Here is a 17,464-nt window from a genome sequence, read left to right on the forward strand (position 1 = left end):
CCAGGCGCGCAGCGCTTCACTGGAGAGCCGGGCGCAGCACGGTGGCACCGTGCCAGTGACAGATGGCCAGGGCGAGCTGGAGCTCGAACGCGTTGTCCTCCACAAGAACCCCGTACTTCTCGACGGCCTGCTGGACGCGGTAGTGAACCGTGTTGCGGTGCACCGTCAGCTGCTCGGCGGTGGCGGCGTAGCTGCGGTTGGTCGCGAGGAAGACCCGCAGAGTCTCGCGCAGGGAATTGCGCCACGGATCGTCCACCGACAGGCCGCCGAGGGTGTCGGCGACGAAGTCCGCCAGCTCGTCAGGCTCGTCGGCCAGCAATGCCAGGGGCGCCACCTGGGCGAAGGAGACCGCGCGGGGCGCGGCGTCGCCCGCTGCCAGTGCGACCGCCTTGGCCCGCGAGGCGCTGCGGGCGCTTCGGCGAAAGCCCTCCAGGCCGGGGCGGGCGTTGCCGATGGCAACGCGCACCGGCAGCTTCGCCCGGCTCAGCGCCATAGCCACCGCGTCGGGGTCCACAGCCGGGCAGGCGGCCTTCACCGGGAACCAGATGCGCACGTCCATCTCGTCGGTCGGCACGAGCAGAGGTTCGCCCCGCGCGTGGAACTCCCGCTGCAGGAGGGAACTCAGGCGCTCCAGGATGCCCATGGCGTCGACGGGTCCGGCCCCGCGGTTGACCCACCCCTCCACGGCGAGGTGCGTCCCTGCCATTCGGTAGCCGAGGGCGGCCTCGGCCTGTTCGACGTTGGGCGACGCAGCGTGCAACAGCTGACCGACCCAGTGCTGGCGCAGCGCGCCTCTGCTGCTCACCCAGCGCTCGCGTTCGTCCTCGTAGGCGCGGGCCACCTGTTCGGACACCCGGTCGACGTACGCCGCGATTATGCCGACCAGCGAGATGACCGTGCTCGCGGTGTTCGCGCCCGGCAGTTGCATCGCCTTGTCCAGAACGAGGTCGAGGGAGCGCGCCTGGCCCAGGCGGTAGGCGCGCAGCAGTGCCGACATCGGGACGTCGCGCTGTGCGAGCCGGCGGGCGTACGAGACGGCAGAGGACGGCGCGTCCACCGTTCGCGGGTCGATGCCATTGCTCATGACGTGCAGGGAGGTGACGACATTCTCCGTAACACTCGCTTCGAGCAGGCTGTGCAGCCGCTCGTCGTGGTCGAGGACCGCGATCTCCCGCTCGATGATGGCGATGAGCGTCGCGATGAGTTCATCGCGCTGGGACAGTACGGCGAGCGCCACCCGCGCGACCGGGTCCGAGGGCGTGCTCACGTCGGCGCTCCTTCCTGCCCGGCGCTCACCGGGTGAGAAAACGCAAGGCGGACTGAGCGGCGTTGAAGCCACCCATCCCGTGGGTTCCGGGGCCGGGTGGGGTGGCCGCCGAACACAGGAAGACACCGGGAATGCCAGTGCTGTACGGGTCGAGCGCCACGCGGGGCCGCAGCGCCACCTGCAGGGCCGTGTTGGCACCGGTCAGGATGTCGCCCCCGACGTAGTTCGCATTGTAGAGCGGCAGTTCGGCGGTCGAGCGGACGAAGCAGCCGACGATACGCTCGCGAAATCCCGGGGCGAACTGCTCAATCCGGTCCAGTACGGCCTGCGTTGCGTCGCCGGTGTAGCCGCGCGGCACATGCGCGTACGCATAGATGGGGTGGACGTCTCCGGCCGAGCGGCCGGGGTCGGCGAGGTACTGCTGGGAGAGCAGCACGAACGGGCGCCGCGGCATGCGGCCCAGGCCGACCTCCCGCTCGGCGTGGACGACCTCTTCCAGGGTGCCGCCCAGGTGCACGGTGCCGGCCCGGCGGCACTCCTCGTTGCTCCACGGCACCCCGCCCTCGACGGCGAGGTCGACCTTGAACGCCCCCGGGCCGTGGCGCCACTTCCGGTAGGCGCGCCCCACTCGGGAAGGCATGCGAGCCCCGCAGATGTCGGCGGCGGCGCCCGGAGCGACGTCGAGCACAACCGCACTCGCCGGGGGCAGCTCTTCGAGGGAACGCACCCGCACCCCGGTCTGGATGGTGCCGCCGTGCTCCTTGAGCAGTGCGGCCAGTGCCCGGGCGAGGTTGCGGGAGCCCCCACGCACCACGGGCCAGCCGTACCGGTGCCCGGCAGCGGTGAGCATCAGTCCCACAGCAGCGCTGGTGGGGCGGGTCAGCGGGTGAAAGGCGTGCGCCGCCACCCCGGCGAACAGGGCACGCGCCGCCTCGCCCCGCCAGCGGCGGGCGATGGCGGTAGCGGGCAACAGCGCCCGCAGGCCGAACCGTAGGAGGTGAGCCGGGTGCGCGGGCACATGCGCGATCGGCCTGAAGAGGTCCTCGGCCAGCGCGTCGAACCCCGACGCCAAGGGGCCGAACAGGCCGCGCCAGGCCGGGCCGTCCGCGCCGAGCGAGCCGGCGGTCTCCTCGATCGAGCGGACCATCACCCCCGCACGCCCCGAGGCCAGCGGATGGGCGAGATCCACCTCGGGCCACAGCCACTGAAGGCCGTATCGCTCCAGGCCGAGAGACTGCAGATACGGGGAGGCGACAGCCATCGGGTGCACGGCGGAACAGTGGTCGTGCAGCACGCCGGGCACGGTCAGCTCGCTGGTCCTGGCCCCGCCGCCGATCTCCTCGGCGGCCTCCACAACGGTGACCGCCACCCCCTGCCGGGCGAGGGCCACGGCGGCGGCCAGCCCGTTCGGGCCGGCCCCCACCACGATCGCGTCACTCATGGGCGGTCACCGCCTGCGCGGCCACTGGCCGCGCACTGCCATCGACGGCGCGGACGGGTATCGAGGCATCGTCGTCGGCAAGCCACGGCTGCCGGGTGACCATGTCCCTGACGTCCACATAGCCCTCCTCGATCCGGCCGGTTGCCGCATCCACGATGCGGTAATGCTGACGCTGCCTGTGCAGGGGCTGGGATTCAACCATGATGACGCGCAGCTCGCCCTCCTCGAAACCGCAGCGCTCCTGTACAGCGTCCAGGAGTTGCTCGTTGTGGAGGTGGCCTTCACCGAAATTCCAGCCCAGCACGCCGCCCGCCACATACTCACCATCGCGCAGGTCGTAGGCCTCCGTGTCGTCCAGGGCGCGGGAAAGCAGGCCGTTGAGCGCCCGGCCGTGTGTGTGCATCGAACGCCAGGCCATGCCCTTGTGCAGCATCAGCTCGGCGAGGTCCGCTCCGTAGAGTGCGACAAGCTGGTCCTTGGCCATACCGGCGGCCTTGGTGATGTGCGCGTTGAGCTTCTCCTCCGTCCCCCTGCGAAAGCACCACGTGCTGGTGGCCCAGTTCCCGGCGTAGTAGCGCATCGCGGGCAGGAACGACACGAGGTGCGGCTTGGCGTTCCCCAGCACCGGCACGGCGACGAGGCACACCAGCAGCAACGCGGCCAGGAGCGGAGAGTCCAGCGAGGACACCCCGATCTGCGCATAGTGCCCGAAGAGGAAAAGCGCCGAGAAGATGAAGAAGACGTTCCACTCCAGCGGCACCCCCATGGGAAAGGTCGACATGATGTGGAGGTGGAAGACGACCATGAGAGTCAGCGCGGCGGTCGTGGTGACGCCGCCGTCGGAGAGCAGAAGCACCAGGGGCACCACATACTCGATGACGGTGCCCGTGTGGGCGGCGAAACCGGATACTTTGGACGGACGCAGGTCGTCCGGGTAATCCCGGTAGAGCTTGCGCTTGACCCACTTGACGCGCTGCAGCGGGCTGTTGCTGATCATGATCGCCACGACGAACGGGAAATGTCGGTTGAGCTTGGACGTCGCAGCGCCCCACCACAGCGCCACCATGACGAGCTTGAGCCCGATGATCATGTCGGTGAACGGGAAGCAGAACACGAGCAGCGTCAGCCCGTACTGCTCGCCGCGGGCGGCCAGAAATACGGTCTTGTCGCGCAGGCCGAGCAGCGCGAGGGAGAGAGCCAGCGGAACCAGCCGGACCGGCTCGATCAGGCCGACGGCGTTCTCGCGGGGCACCGGCCCGGAGGTTGCCGGGGAGAGCAGCAGCCACACCGCCGAGGTGATGACAGTCGCGTACAGCGCCACATCGAACACCGTGCGGCGCGTACCCCGGGTCAAGGGGACCTGGCGCGGCCACGGAGGCAGTCGGACGGTTCCGGGCCGCAGCCAGTGCAGAAAGGCACTGACCGGCGGCACGAAGCGCAGCGTCAGGGGCCCCGATCCACACCCGAAGCCGAGCACCTCGAACAACAGCGTCCAGACCACGATCTTCTGGTAGACGATCGGCTCGGTCCACCAGGATGCGACATCACCGATCGGCCCGAGCCCTGGCGTCGCGGCGGTGACGGCGAGACCGCCGAGCACATAGCCCACGATCTTGAGGAGGTAGAGGACGTAGACCGCCCCCGGTGTGCCGAAGCCGTTCTCGGCCCAGTGCTGGGCAAGTGGACGAATGCGCTGCAGATACGGCCGCGACCGCCATTCCTTCAGATCGAAGTCGGCCAGATTCGGCGTGACGAAGCCCATGACGAACCTTCATTTCTCGCCCGGGGGCGAAGCGGAGGAGGAAGCGGCTCAGACGGCCGGGAACGCGTGGGAGACGAGCTCCGCCCGCAGAGCCGGCTTGTCCGTCTTGCCGAGGGGGTTCTTGGGGAGGGTCTCCACCGCGATGACCCGCTCGGGGATCTTGAACCGCGAAAGTGAACCGCGGCAGTGCTCAAGAAGGCTCTCGGTCGTGACGTTCGCTCCGGGACGCAACACGACGAAGGCCACCGGTACTTCGCCGAACACCTCGTGCGACTGCCCTACGACAGCCGCCTCGAACACCCCCGGGTGGCAGTAGAGGTGCGACTCGATCTCCTTGGGGTAGATGTTCTCCCCACCGCGGATGATCAGGTCTTTGATACGGTCCACCAGCACCAGGTAGCCGTCCTCGTCGAACCGTCCGACATCACCGGTGCGGAGCCAGCCGTCAACGACCGTGCGAGCGGTCTCCTCGGGCCGGTTGAGGTATCCACGCATCACATTCGGGCCGCGAACAACGACTTCACCGGTAAGACCCTGTGGCAGCGGTCGGCCCGAGGGATCCATGACGGCAACCTCCTGGCCCGGCAGGGCAACGCCCACGGTGCCGGGCTTGCGGAGGCCCTCGAGGGGATTCGCTGTCGAAGCGCACGTGCCTTCCGAGAGGCCGTAGCCCTCCACGATCGGGATCCCGTAACGGCCCTCGAAGCGTTTGATCAGATCGGCCTGCATCGGCGCGGCCCCGCATGCCGCGAACCTGACCGAGGAGGTGTCGGGCCGCTCCGATTCCGGAAGTTCCATCAGCATCGCGTAGATCGCGGGGACGGCCGAGAAACGGGTCGGCCGTACCGCCTCGACGATCCGGAAGAACTTCTCGGCCTTGAAACGTCCGGCGATGGTGACTCTGCCCCCCGCGAGCAGCGACGACAGCACGCTGACAACGATGCCGTTGACGTGGAAGAGGGGGAGGATCAGCAAACTGTGGTCGTCCTGGTCCACCCGCGACGCCTCGACCATCATCGTGGACATCGCCTCGAGGTTCGCGTGGGAGAGCATGACGCCCTTGGGCCTTCCGGTCGTGCCGCTCGTGTAGATAAGCAGCGCGAGTGCATCGGTGGCAGCGGGCGGTATCGCACCCGGTCCGCCCCCGGACTCTCCCGCGCCGGTGCTGGAGCCCGCGGCATCAGCAGTCGCGCGGAGATCGGCCACGTCGACCCTGGGCACAGTGACGACCGGCCCGCCGTCCTGGCCGATGAGGACTTTCGCGGCCGAGTCGGCCAACTGGTATTCGGCCTCATTGGCCGTCAGTGCCGGATTCACCGGAGTCACCGCCGCGCCCAGCCGCCAGGCCGCGAAGAGCGCGACCACGAATTCGACGCGATTGGCCAGCATCACCGCCACCACATCGCCGCTCCCGATCCCGCGTCGCCTCAAAATCGCGGCGGCCGCCCGCACCTCGGCCAGGAATTCCGCATTGTCCAGGTCCACCACATCGTCGGCCAGGCAGGGCGCATTCGGGCTGTGCGCTGCCCGCACATCGGGCAGTTCCGCAAAGTGCATCTCAGGTCCTCACCGTCGTCCTCCGCGTGTGAAGACAGACAGTACGAACGTGCAGCGTCGCAGGCCCATGGGCGCGGGAGACGACTCCTCCGACGCCGATTGTGCGCCCTGCACAGGCCACGCGGTACGCTCGACCACGCCGGACCGGCGCTGTCCTTGCGGCTCCGGCGAAGTGGCGGTTGTGCCCGGATGAGTACGCCTGGTCGCCTCGAGGTGCTGGCGGTCCGGTGGAGTCAGTCGAATCGTGTGCATGGGCCAGACCCTCCGCAGGTCGCACTCCGCTCACACCTACTGTGCCCGCTCTGTGCCGAACGGCGCCGACGTGCGGTACCGAACGTTGCTACCCGGGCGAAGACACGAGCCTGCTCCTCCCGCGGCACCTGGCAGCTCGACCCGAGCCTGTCGGCAGGCGGAACTCGGCGGCGCCGACCCTCAAGCACATGACGTTTCCTCCCCCTACGCCTCAGGCCGGTGCCTCCGCGGCCACCCTCAGGTCCGAGGTGACGGCACTTCACCACCGTCCCGCTACAAACCGATTGATGTCGTGGCAGCGGTGTCCCGCAGTGCTTCTCGCGCGGTGCTCACGAACACCAGGACGGCCTGCCAGAAAGGGGCGTAGGACTCGTTGAAGCGCCGGCCTGCGTCGGCGTCGCCGCTGATCATGGCCTCAAGGGCCCGATAGTTGTCGGATGTCGCGCGCCGCAGCCGCTCCGCCGCGGCCGCTACCTCTTGCGGCCCCTCCAGATCCACCACCCATACCCGGTGACGCAGCATCGCGTACGCATCACGCAAGCTGATGCGCAGATCCTTGAGAGTGCTCAGCCGGTTGTCCGCATCGGGATCGTCCTGGGTGTCGGTGACCTTCCAGTACAGGTCCCCCATGCGCTGCGCCTGTTCGATGACGTCCACGTAAGCAATACGGCGCGCGGCACGGATACGGTCCGTCAGTTGACTGGCCGCAGCGGTCTCGGCCTGTATTCGAGCGGCCCTCGCAGTTCCCCGGCTGGTCACCCAGCTGGCCACGACGGCAGTGCCTGCGGTGAGCGCTCCGACCCACAGTGTGTTGTCAGCCACGCCCTTATTGTGCGTGGACGGTCAAGTCTTTCCGGCACCCCGTCGAGCGGGTCGAGTCCAGTGGGTGGTGCGGCGGCTGGGCGTTGTGTGTGCCCCGGGCAGGTCAGGCTGCCCGGGGCACACGGTTCATGAGGGGGTGGGTCGTCCGGTGCCGGCGGGTGGACGGCCCTGGCCGGCTGGGTCAGTGGCGGTGGCCGCGGCCCCAGGACTCGGTGTCGATGACGTGGCCGCGGGCGTCGCGCAGGGTTGCGGTGTCGGAGCGGTTGCCCCACACGTAGTCGCGGCGGCCCTGGTAGAGGTCGGTGCGGGTGTCGCGGCCGAAGCCGGTGTGGATGCGGACGGTGGCGCGGCCGGCGAGGCGGACGTCGTCGAAGCGGTAGCGGTTGCCGTCCGAGTCGCGCAGGGTCCAGCCGTCCAGGTCCACGCCGCGGCGGGTGTTGTTGGTGATCTCGACCCATTCGGCGTTGAGGGACCGGTTGGTGCCGTTGTCGCGTCCGGGGCTGTCGGCCTGTACGTCGCTGATCTCGACCCGGGACTGCTGCTGGTGGTGGTCGCGGTCGTGGGCCGAGGCGGGGAGGGCGACGGCGGAGAGGACGGCGCCGGCTGCGAGGGCGGTGGCGGCGATACGGCGGGCGGTGCGGGATGCGGACATGGGTGACGTCTCCTCAAGGACGGTGCTCCACCGGCCGATAAGAGCTGGTGGTGCGGTGTGGGTTCCCGGTCCGTGCTGGGCCGAGGACCCACACTCTGGGGCGCTGCCGGGGCCGGCGGCAGCCCAATCGGTGTGCGTTACCGTTTACGGACATTTCCGTAACAGGCGTCTGTATCGGTCACGCATGTGCGGCGAGCGTGGCCCTGACATTCACTGACTGCTACACCGATCCGTTCAATGATCAACAGCAAGCCCTTGCGTGCTCCGGCGCACCACCGGTCGCGCCGCCCGGCGCATCATCCGGACGGCGGACAGGATTTCGGTAACGGCCCTTCTGCACGTTTCTTCGCACACGCGACGCAGTGCCGTACAGGCGGCCGGGCGGAGAAGGGGCCTCGCCAGGACCGGGGACGCACGACGGGACCTGCGCCGGCCCACCCGCCACCGCCGCGGCCGTCAACCTCCGCACGCAGCCGGCGGACACGGCGTTCACCCGTCCAGGTGGTACGCCCCCGCTGAACTCCGCGCGATCGATGACGGCACCCCGGGCACGGAACCCGATACCCGGGGCCAAGCGGGCGTTGGCCAGGGACAGCGTGCTGCCCGCGATCCCGGCGGACCGCCGAGAAACCTTCGCAGGCGACCACTTCAGCAGTGATCCTTCGGCCTACCTGACGTCTCATTTCATGGCGCTGAGGAATCTCCATGCGGAGGCCGCTCAGCGAGGACTGTTCGTGGTCTTGTGGTGGGACTGAGCCTCGGATAGCGACATCTCGGTGTTCGGAGAAACCGGAGCCCGCCTGAACTGGGCACTCATCATGCTGACGACCAGGCGATTTACCCGCAAGCAGGTCAGCTGGTCGAAGAAGCCTCCTACCAACAAGTGAGGCCGAGGCACCGCCAGTTCAGACACGACGGTCGATCGCCTTGGCTGTCTCCGCGATGTTACCGATCAACGCGGTGGCCCCCAGCTTCGCCGGGACCACTGCCACATCCGGAGCCCCGGTTCCGCCCGCTGGCACCGAGGCCTTGCAAAGACCCACTACCCAGCCAGGACTTCGTTACGGAGCTTGGCCCATTGCAGGGAATGACCGATGCCTTCAGCGATTGAGTATTGCGGTTGCCAGTCCAGGAACTGGCTCGCACGGTCGCTGCGGGTATAAGCGCCCACAACGTCACCGGGACGGGGCTCGGCATCGACGAACAGGATCGGACTTTCAGTAACACTGTTGAAGGCGTCCAGCAGTTCGCGCACCGTGGTGCCCGTTCCGGTGCCCAGATTGATCACGGTCGAGGTGCTCTGACCACTGAGGACGGCGTCAAAGCGAGTCAGTGCCGACACGTGAGCACCCGCCAGGTCCCAGACGTGGATGTAGTCGCGGATGCCCGATCCGTCGCGAGTGGGGTAGTCGGTCCCGGTGATCGAGAACGGTACGTCCTCTTCCTGGGCAAGGATCATTTTACCCAGGGCGTGGCTGGGGCGCCGCAACTGGAGGCCGGTGCGCATCTTGGGGTCGGCACCGATCGGGTTGAAGTAGCGCAGGGACAGTACGCGGATTGGCTGCGTGGCCGCGATGTCGGCGAACATCGCCTCGCACACCGCTTTAGTGCGAGCGTACGGACTCTGCGGGTCGATGGCCGAGTCCTCGTCCACCGTCAGATCGTCATTCGCCCGGTAGATGGACGCGGAGGAACTGAAGACCATGCGCTCACAGCGGTTGCGCAGCAGATGAGCCACGAACTCCAGGCTCTTGGTGACATTGGCCTGGTAGTAGCCCACCGGATCGTCAACTGAGTCGGGGACCACGATCAGCGCAGCGCAGTGGACGACCGCGGCGATGTCCGGGTGTTCCGTGAAGATGCGGTCAATCAACAGGCCATCCGCAATGTCGCCCTCGTAGAACTCGCGTCCTGCCGCGAACTCACGTCGCCCGGTGACCAGGCTGTCCAGGATGACCGGGACGATTCCCGCGTCAGCGCAGACCGAAGCAATCGTGCTGCCGATGTAGCCAGCGCCTCCCGCGATCAGAACCTTCACTGAAAACAGCCCTTCGTTCGTCAGTCTGCCTACTGGCAGGAGCCTATCCATGATCAAGACGAGCTCTCGGCACAGGCGGTGGCATCAGACGCAGGTTGATAACACCCTCTGTCCGAACGCGAGGAGTTGAACAGCGCCGCCATCGCCTCCAACGAGTCCTTAGTGGGCTGACCAGCCGTGATCGGGGCGTGGTCAGCGGGGGGCCGCCGCTGACCACGCCCCGATCACGGGCGAGGCTTACACGGACAACGACGGCGCAGCGTCCAGATGACTCGCGATAGATGCGATGGCCTCCGCGTTGCCGTCGAACAGGTGCCCCTGCATGCCTGCTTCCCGGGAAGCCCCGATGTTGACAGCGACATCGTCGATGAAGAGGCAGTCTTCCGGCCGCACTCCCAAGGTGGCGCACGTGACTTCGAACGCTTGTGGGTCGGGCTTGCTGACCCCGATCTCGTGGGAGTAGACGATCTGATCCACCAGCTCGTCGAAGTGGTACAACGCCGTCTCCCGCTCCCGGGCGCCGACAAAGCTGTTGCTCAGGATGCCCAGCTTGCACTGCTGCCGCAGACCACGCACATAGGCGATGAACTCCTCATTCGGCGTTCCCAGATACTCAGTCCACAGATCAGCCATGAAGGCTTCGACTTGCGGCGCATCGAGACGGAGGTCAGCAGCGACGCGTGCGTGCACCTCGCGTTCGCTGATGCTCCTGACGCTCCCAGCTTGCCAAACGTCTTGCAGCCGCTCACGCACAGTGCCCAACGGCAACTCGAGCCGCTGTTCCCAGCGTTGCACCCATCCCGTTTCCGGCGTGATCTCCAGCACGCCACCAATGTCGAGAATGACGCAGGGCAAGGCCATACGAGTTCCCCCTCTTCGTTTCTGGTCGCATCATCGAGCACGCGCTCCCCCCGCTCGCGTGACCTATCCACAAACTGTCGACCCTCACCCCAGGGCAAGGTCAAGCGATCTTCGAGGCTTGTGGCAGCCCTGTCGCGAGCTGCCGCAGGTCTGGGAGTTGCCGTCAGAACTCGTCGACAGTCGCAGCCGCGGAGATGCAGATGCCCGTTCAGCTGGATCGGCGCGTAAGCGTCGACGATCCCCTTGTAGTCCGCCGGCAACTCCACTTCGAGCTTCTTCATGCAGCCGAGTCCATGCGGAAGCGTCTGCGTAGCCGCGAGACCGGTGGCAGCGTCGGCCTGTCGAGCGCCTCCTCCGTGGCTTATCAGCCGCCGGATGGAACGGGCGGACTCATCACCCGGTCCGGCCGACACTGGAGCTCCTGCCGCCTCGGCGATTGACGCCCGGGCTGCAGCGCCCGTGGTTCTGAGGATTCGGACCCGTGACACCCCCCGCAGGAGCTCGGCCGTTCGTCCCTTGCCGTGCACCTGGCCGTACGAGACCCGCCTGCTCTCGACCACTCAACGCCAGTATTGTCTGCTGCCATTGAGGTCAGCCAGCGACGTCAAGTTGGATGGCTCCATGGAACGTGTCGAGGCTGAGCTGTTCACTGAGGGTGGGAACGACGCAGTTGTGCGCCTGCCGGGCCGCCGGTTCCCCGGCGTCCTGATCCAGGGTGACAAGGCGGACGAGACACAGGCGGGCCAGGTGGTGCAGGACTTCAAGTCGGACCGGCCCAAGGAATGGGCCATGCGCCCCGCGGAGCTAGCAGATGTCGAGACGATCGCGGAGCTGCGGGCCATGGTGATGCGCCCGGACCTGGAGCGGTTGGGTCGGTTCGACGAACATCGGGTCCGGCAGCGGCTGCGGGATTCCTTCTCCCCGCAGCACACGTCGGTCATCTTGGCCGATGGCGCCTTCGCGGGCTGCGTCACATTGCGGCCGGCCGAGGACGGGCAGTGGCTGGAGCATTTCTATCTCGCCCGAGGTATCCAGGGCCGGGGGCTCGGTTCGGCTGTCCTGCGAACAGTGCTGTACCGGACCGATGCCGACGGCGTGCTCGTCCGCCTGAACGTCCTGCAGGGCAGCGCCGCCCAGCGGCTGTACGAGTGCCACGGGTTCACTGTGGAGGTTCAGGACCCGATCGACATCTACATGGTGCGATTGCCGGGTGCGGGCGCCCTCGGAACGTGAAGGGAACGCGGGCGTTCATGGGGTGTGTTATCCGTATGGGTCCGTGCGGCCTTGTGGCATCCTGCCTTTACCGGCATCTCCCGCCCCCATCTTGGTGATCCAGTCGAGGAGTTGGCCGCTCCGTGGACCGCGCGCCGCGAGTCCGCGCTCCAGCACCGGCGAGGGCAGGAAGGGAAAGCGGCAATACCGGGTCTTCCAGCGAGAGTTCGCGGTCTCCCCCGGAGCCATCCGGCGGTGAGGTCCGACGCGGCTCGGCTTCAGGTCAGCTGCCGGTGAGCATGCCGGTGCGGAGCTTGGTCAGAGTGCGAGTCAGGAGCCGGGACACGTGCATCTGGGAAACACCCAGTTCGGCACCGATCTGAGACTGGGTCATTTCCTGGCCGAAGCGCATCTCGACAATGTGGCGCTCCCGGTCGTCGAGCCGTTCCAGGAGCGGGGCCAGGGCGTGGAGGTCTTCCACGAGGTCCATGGCGGGGTCGCAGTCGCCAAGGCTCTCGGCATAGGTGAGGCCGCCGTCGGATCCGTCGGCGTTCCCACTGCTGGGGGTGTCGAGGGACCCGGCCATGTAGCCGTTGGCGGCCACCAGGCCCTCGATGACCTCATCGTCGTTCAGCTCGAGGTACTCGGCCAGCTCGTGAACGGTGGGCTGACGGTCCAGGGCTACTGCCAGCTGCTCTTTCGCCTTGGCCAGTTCGACGCGGAGTTCCTGCAGACGGCGGGGAACGTGGACGGCCCAACTGGTATCGCGGAAGAACCGCTTGATCTCGCCGACGATGCAGGGGATGGCGAAGGAGGTGAACTCGACTTCGCGTGACAGGTCGAAGCGGTCGATGGCCTTGATGAGGCCGATCGTGCCGACCTGGATGATGTCCTCCATCTCGCCGCTGCCTCGGTTGCGGAACCTGCTCGCAGCGAAGCGGACCAGGCTCTGGTTCATCTCGATGAGGGTGTTGCGGGTGTACTGGTGCTCGCGCGTGCCTTCCTCGAGGACCTGGAGCCGGTCGAAGAACAGCTTGGACAGGACCCGCGCATCCTTGGGCGCCACCTTGCCTGCTTCTTCGATCCATGGCAGGTCACCCACGAGCCGCTCGGCATGCGCCGCCGATGCCGCCTGCTTCAGCGCTACGGACGTTCCCTGTGCCTGTATCGACATCGTCACGTCGCCACCAATGCTCGTTTGACTGACAAACGGCGCCTGCCCCCGAAGTCCGCAGCCAACCCTCTTCTCAGGGAACCGCGCCTTGACCTCCAAGAACTTCGACAACAGGCGATCTCAGCCGACTGCTATGCCGGGGTGTTGTCCTCGGTCATGGCCTGGGTGCCGATGACGCCGAGGAGCTTGAGCCGGTCGGCGGCATCGCTGCCGGGGGCGGCGGTGTAGGTGACGATGCGCAGATCGCTGCCCGCGGCTATGAGTACGTCGCAGTCCAGGGTAAGCGTTCCGACATCGGGATGGTGGATGGTCTTGGTGTCCGACTCGTGGACGCCCACGATTCCCGTCTCCCACAGGTGCGCGAAGTCGGTGCTGACCCCCCGCAGGTCCTTGATCAGGGAGCGCAGAGCGGCATCGGCGGGGTAGCTGGCGGTCGCCGCCCTGAGATCAGCGACCACGGCGGCTTCGAAGCGGGCCTGCTGCTCGGGGGTGTGGCTGACCCGGCCGGGCAGGCCGGTGAAATGGCGCCACACAATGTTGCGCTCGCGTCCGCGCAGCGCCGACGGGACCCCGAACAGGGCGGCCCACAACGGGTTCCACAGGATCAGGTTCCAGGCGGCGTCGTGCACGCTCAGCGGTGCGCCATCCAACTGGTCGAGCAGCCGCCGGACACCGGGTGGGATATGCGCCGACAGCTGTCCGGGGCCGGGAGCCGGCTGGCCCGCGAGGAGGAAGAGGTACTCACGCTCGGCCGCCGACAGCCGCAGAGCGCGGGCCAGCGCGGACAGGACCTGCGGAGAGGGGGAAGTCGCCCGGCCCTGTTCCAGGCGGACGATGTAGTCCACCGACAGACCGGCGAGCTGGGCCAGCTCCTCACGCCTCAGTCCGGCGGCCCGCCGAACCTCGCTGACGGGCAGTCCGATCGCCGCGGGGGCCATGCGGTCACGCCAGCCGCGCAGGGCACCGCCCAGTTCGTTGGATTCGCTCACACCCCTAGTATCCGGCCGCCGCGCCCGTACAGCCTGGTACTGCCAGTCCATAGGCAACGGCGGGTACTGCCTGTTCGTCCGCGCTACGACGAGGGTGGAGGCATCACCCACCCGCCGAATCACCGGAGCGAACGCATGACCACCACGCTGATCACCGGAGCGAACAAGGGCCTTGGCTTCGAGACGGCCCGTCGCTTGATCGAGGCCGGACACACCGTCTACGTCGGGGCACGCGATGCCCGGCGCGGTCGGGAGGCCGCCGCCATTCTCGGTGCCCGCTCTGTCCAGATCGATGTCACCGACGAGGACTCGATCAAGGCCGCCGTCGAATTCGTCCGCGAGGACGCCGGCCATCTCGACGTCCTCGTCAACAACGCCGGGATCGTCGGCGCGGGCAAGCCGGTCGGCGAAGTAACCGGGTCCGACATGCAGACCACCTACGACACCAATGTCTTCGGCGTCGTGCGTGTCACGCACGCCTTCCTGCCCCTTCTGCAGGCCGGCGGGGCCCCGGTCGTCGTCAATGTCAGCAGCGGCCTGGGCTCGCTGGCGGCGACGGCCGACCCCAACCGCGTCGAGTTCCATGTGAGGGCGCTGGACTACAACTCCTCCAAGACCGCCCTGATCATGATCACCTCGCAGTACGCCAAGGCGTATCCCGCCATCAAGTTCAACGCCGTCGACCCCGGCTACACCGCCACCGACCTCAACGGCCACCGGGGCACCAATACCGTCGAAGAGGGCGCGGACATCATCGTCCGGATGGCTGTCATCGGCGCCGACGGCCCGACCGGCGGCTTCTTCGACAGGACCGGCCCGGTTGTCTGGTAACCCCAGGCCCACACCACGGAGGAAGAAGAAAATCATGGCACCACGCCTGGTGGCAGTGACGGTGCAGGCAACCGCCTCCCCCCACCCGACAAACGGTCTTTCCCCTGGTGATGGACGTCGCACTGCCGCTGATCTTCACAGGCTTCGGTCCGCTGCCCGGCGTCACCGAGGTCCGGGAGCAGAGCGGGCCGTGGGATCACGTGGGTGCCAGCCGCGAGCCCGTCCTGTCCGACGGCACCACCGCCTTCGAGCGGATCACCGCCTGCTCCCCGCCGGACTCCTTCGCCTACGAGGTCAGCGGCTTCACCAACATCCTGGGCCGCTTCGTCCACGGGGCGGTCGGCTCGTGGGACCTCACCCGCGAAGACGACGCAGGAACCCGCATCGAGTGGACCTACGCCTTACGGCCCAAACGGTTGCGGACCCTGCCCGTCAGGCTCCTGATCGCACCGTTCTGGCGGCTGTACATGCGCCGGGCGCTGGCCGCCACCATCCGCGAAGTGCACCGGCAGACAGGAGCCACCACGGCGCAACTCCGCGGTCTCGGGCCGGGCCCCGACGGGGACGGGCGCGGGGTGTTCGACCAGGCCGTGGTCCCGGATCGCGATCCTCGGGCTGCCGGCTGCCGGCTGCCACCGAGCGGGAGAAGTGCGGCAGGACGAAGGCGGGCAGCCGGCCGAGCAGGCCTGGCACGCCCGCCCCGGACCGATTCGGCGACTGCTCCCGGCACCACGCCCTCCTCAGGCGCCGGCCGCGTACCGCCAGAAGTCCCGCATCAGCTCAGGGAAGCTGGGCCCGCCCATCTGGAGCTGGCTGAGCATGATGGTGACCGCGCCGGTGGACGGTGTGATGTGTGCTGTTGTTCCGGTGCCGCCGACCCAGCCGTAGCGTCCCGGCACGCTCCACGGTTCGACGGCCTCGACATCGACCGCGCCGCCGAGACCCCAGCCCATCCCTTCCAGGAACAGCCCGCCGGACTCACGCTCGGACGGGGTCAGGTGATTGGTGGTCATCTGCCGCACCGACTCGGGCGTGAGCAGCCGACGACCGCCGACCGTCCCTTCGGCGAGGAGCATCCGGCCGAAGGCGAGCCAGTCGTCGGCGGTCGAGACCAGACCGCCGGCGCCGGACGGGAACGCCGGCGGGCTGCTCCACTGCCCATCGGCGGCGTCGACCAGCTCGAGACTGCCCTCGGGATCGGTCCGGTAGTAGCCGGTGAACCGGTGGAGCTTGTCGGCAGGTACCGCGAATGCGGTGTCGGCCATCCCGAGCGGCTCGAACAGCCGCTCGGCCAGGAACTCGGGCAGCGGTCGTCCCGTGACCCTGGCGATCAGCACGCCCTGAAGGTCGGAGCTGATGTTGTACAGCCAGCCCTCGCCAGGCTGGTGCAGCAGCGGAATGCGGGACAGCGCCGCCATCCACTCGTCCGGCGCGGGGACGGTCTGCGGCTGCGGAGGTCCCTGCTTCAGCTCGCTGAACAGCGGCGCGACCGCCGGCAGCGAGAAGTCGGACGGGAAGCCGTACCCGGCGCGGGAGCTGAGCAGATGGAACACGGTGATCGGCCGGACCGCCGGGACCACGTCGTCCACCGGCGCGGCCGGCGTCCGGACGACGCTGGGTGACGCCAGCTCCGGCAGCCACTGCCCCACCGGGTCATCCAGCGCGATCCGGCCGTCCTCGACCAGCATCATGACGGCGGCGGCAACGACGGGTTTGGTGATCGACGCGATGCGGAAGATCGAATCCCTGGCCATCGGGGCCGTGCCCTCGACGTCGACAGCTCCCACGGCCTCCACCTCGACCCGGTCGCCGCGGGCCACCAGGCCCACCGCTCCTGGCACCGACCCCGTCCTGACGTGCTTCTCCAGAGTGTCGCGCAAACCGGCCATGGGTTCATCCTCTCAAGTGTGCGATCAGAAACTGGACTCCCGCCGCGCCACAGAATCATCGGGCCGGTGCCGTCGAATCCACGTTCAGCCGTCCCCATGACTCCCGGGGTGAACAGAGCCGGCACAACAACGGCGCCTGAACCACTCGTCCCGCCGAAACCACCGCCAGCCTGGGAACCGTCGCCGTCGCCGCAATCCGCCCGTGGCTCGGACCGTGATCCGCCGAACAGGGGTTAGTCACCCTTACGGGTGGTATGGCGCATAGCTGCGTAAATGATGGGGAGTGTGACCGTGCTCAGATCGATCACACCTCTCGGGGGGGCCGCCCGCATGCGCCAACTCATCACCGTCTCCGCTGCGTTCGCCACTGTCCTTGCCGCTGCTCTGGTGCCCGCCGCCCAGGCCGCGCCGGACGCCGACGCCGTGCCACCGGGACAGGTGTACTTCTGGCCCGAGCCCAACCAGATGGGTTCGGGAGGAGCCTGGGCCTATACCCCGCCCGGCTACAGCGAGGCCGACCCCCGGGTCAAGCGGCACGCCTATTCATTCGACTCCCATGCCTCCGTCAGCGTTTACGCAATCAGCTACCAACCCGGCGGCAGCTGCCTCTACCGGGAGATCCGCCCGGACGACTATGACAACAACTGGACTGCCTGGGCGACGAAGTTCGATGGCGTGAGTGACTCCACCATGGGGTGTGAGCAGGGCTGATCCGCA

Annotated in this window: 14 protein-coding genes and 1 pseudogene; 4 read left to right on the forward strand and 11 right to left on the reverse strand. The window is 67.9% G+C overall.

Translation table 11 applies throughout. The annotated features are described in order from the left end of the window. Positions 1–16: 16 nt before the first annotated feature. From OG966_RS02315 to OG966_RS02350, 8 genes are all read right to left on the reverse strand, one after another. On the reverse strand, positions 17–1,267 hold the full coding sequence (locus OG966_RS02315) for a PucR family transcriptional regulator (RefSeq protein ID WP_326647619.1): 1,251 nt from the start codon (positions 1,265–1,267) through the stop codon (positions 17–19). A 25-nt stretch (positions 1,268–1,292) separates the two neighbouring features. Further along, the gene (locus tag OG966_RS02320; protein WP_326647620.1) at positions 1,293–2,708 is read right to left on the reverse strand and encodes a phytoene desaturase family protein; all 1,416 of its coding nucleotides are present in this window, start codon (positions 2,706–2,708) and stop codon (positions 1,293–1,295) included. Then, the gene (locus tag OG966_RS02325) at positions 2,701–4,470 is read right to left on the reverse strand and encodes a DUF3556 domain-containing protein (protein ID WP_326647621.1); all 1,770 of its coding nucleotides are present in this window, start codon (positions 4,468–4,470) and stop codon (positions 2,701–2,703) included. Before OG966_RS02325 ends, OG966_RS02320 begins: the two co-directional genes overlap by 8 nt. Positions 4,471–4,518: 48 nt before the next feature. Then, on the reverse strand, positions 4,519–6,027 hold the full coding sequence (locus OG966_RS02330; RefSeq protein WP_326647622.1) for a class I adenylate-forming enzyme family protein: 1,509 nt from the start codon (positions 6,025–6,027) through the stop codon (positions 4,519–4,521). Between the two features lie 525 nt (positions 6,028–6,552). After that, the gene (locus OG966_RS02335) at positions 6,553–7,101 is read right to left on the reverse strand and encodes a hypothetical protein (protein WP_326647623.1); all 549 of its coding nucleotides are present in this window, start codon (positions 7,099–7,101) and stop codon (positions 6,553–6,555) included. A gap of 181 nt (positions 7,102–7,282) precedes the next feature. Further along, positions 7,283–7,753 (reverse strand): lamin tail domain-containing protein, encoded by a 471-nt coding sequence (locus OG966_RS02340; protein ID WP_326647624.1) that lies wholly within the window; start codon positions 7,751–7,753, stop codon positions 7,283–7,285. 1,042 nt (positions 7,754–8,795) lie between these two features. Further along, on the reverse strand, positions 8,796–9,791 hold the full coding sequence (gene galE / locus OG966_RS02345) for a UDP-glucose 4-epimerase GalE (protein WP_326647625.1): 996 nt from the start codon (positions 9,789–9,791) through the stop codon (positions 8,796–8,798). A 237-nt stretch (positions 9,792–10,028) separates the two neighbouring features. After that, positions 10,029–10,652 (reverse strand): HAD family hydrolase, encoded by a 624-nt coding sequence (locus OG966_RS02350; RefSeq protein WP_326647626.1) that lies wholly within the window; start codon positions 10,650–10,652, stop codon positions 10,029–10,031. A gap of 621 nt (positions 10,653–11,273) precedes the next feature. Here OG966_RS02350 and OG966_RS02355 point away from each other — a divergent pair. Beyond that, complete coding sequence (locus tag OG966_RS02355; RefSeq protein ID WP_442806656.1) at positions 11,274–11,885, forward strand: GNAT family N-acetyltransferase; 612 nt, start codon at positions 11,274–11,276, stop codon at positions 11,883–11,885. Positions 11,886–12,147: 262 nt separating this feature from the next. Here OG966_RS02355 and OG966_RS02360 read toward each other — a convergent pair whose 3' ends face one another. Continuing rightward, entirely contained in the window at positions 12,148–13,038 is an 891-nt protein-coding gene (locus OG966_RS02360) for an RNA polymerase sigma factor SigF (RefSeq protein ID WP_442806800.1), read from the reverse strand. A gap of 131 nt (positions 13,039–13,169) precedes the next feature. Further along, on the reverse strand, positions 13,170–13,976 hold the full coding sequence (locus OG966_RS02365) for a helix-turn-helix domain-containing protein (protein WP_326655055.1): 807 nt from the start codon (positions 13,974–13,976) through the stop codon (positions 13,170–13,172). Positions 13,977–14,162: 186 nt separating this feature from the next. Between OG966_RS02365 and OG966_RS02370 the strand changes: the two genes are divergently transcribed. After that, positions 14,163–14,858, forward strand: coding sequence for an SDR family NAD(P)-dependent oxidoreductase (locus tag OG966_RS02370; RefSeq protein ID WP_326647628.1), 696 nt, complete (start codon positions 14,163–14,165; stop codon positions 14,856–14,858). 110 nt (positions 14,859–14,968) lie between these two features. After that, positions 14,969–15,334 (forward strand): annotated as a pseudogene (locus OG966_RS40685) (hypothetical protein); the annotation flags it as partial. Between the two features lie 264 nt (positions 15,335–15,598). Here OG966_RS40685 and OG966_RS02375 read toward each other — a convergent pair. Further along, positions 15,599–16,747, reverse strand: coding sequence for a serine hydrolase domain-containing protein (locus OG966_RS02375; protein ID WP_326647629.1), 1,149 nt, complete (start codon positions 16,745–16,747; stop codon positions 15,599–15,601). Between the two features lie 330 nt (positions 16,748–17,077). On the opposite strand from OG966_RS02375, the gene OG966_RS02380 reads away from it, so the two are divergent. Next, positions 17,078–17,458 carry a hypothetical protein gene (locus OG966_RS02380; RefSeq protein WP_326647630.1) on the forward strand — a complete coding sequence of 127 codons (381 nt, stop codon included), beginning with the start codon at positions 17,078–17,080 and terminating at the stop codon, positions 17,456–17,458. Positions 17,459–17,464: the final 6 nt, after the last annotated feature.

Origin of the sequence: Streptomyces sp. NBC_01750 (assembly GCF_035918095.1) — a bacterium.
GTDB lineage: Bacteria > Actinomycetota > Actinomycetes > Streptomycetales > Streptomycetaceae > Streptomyces.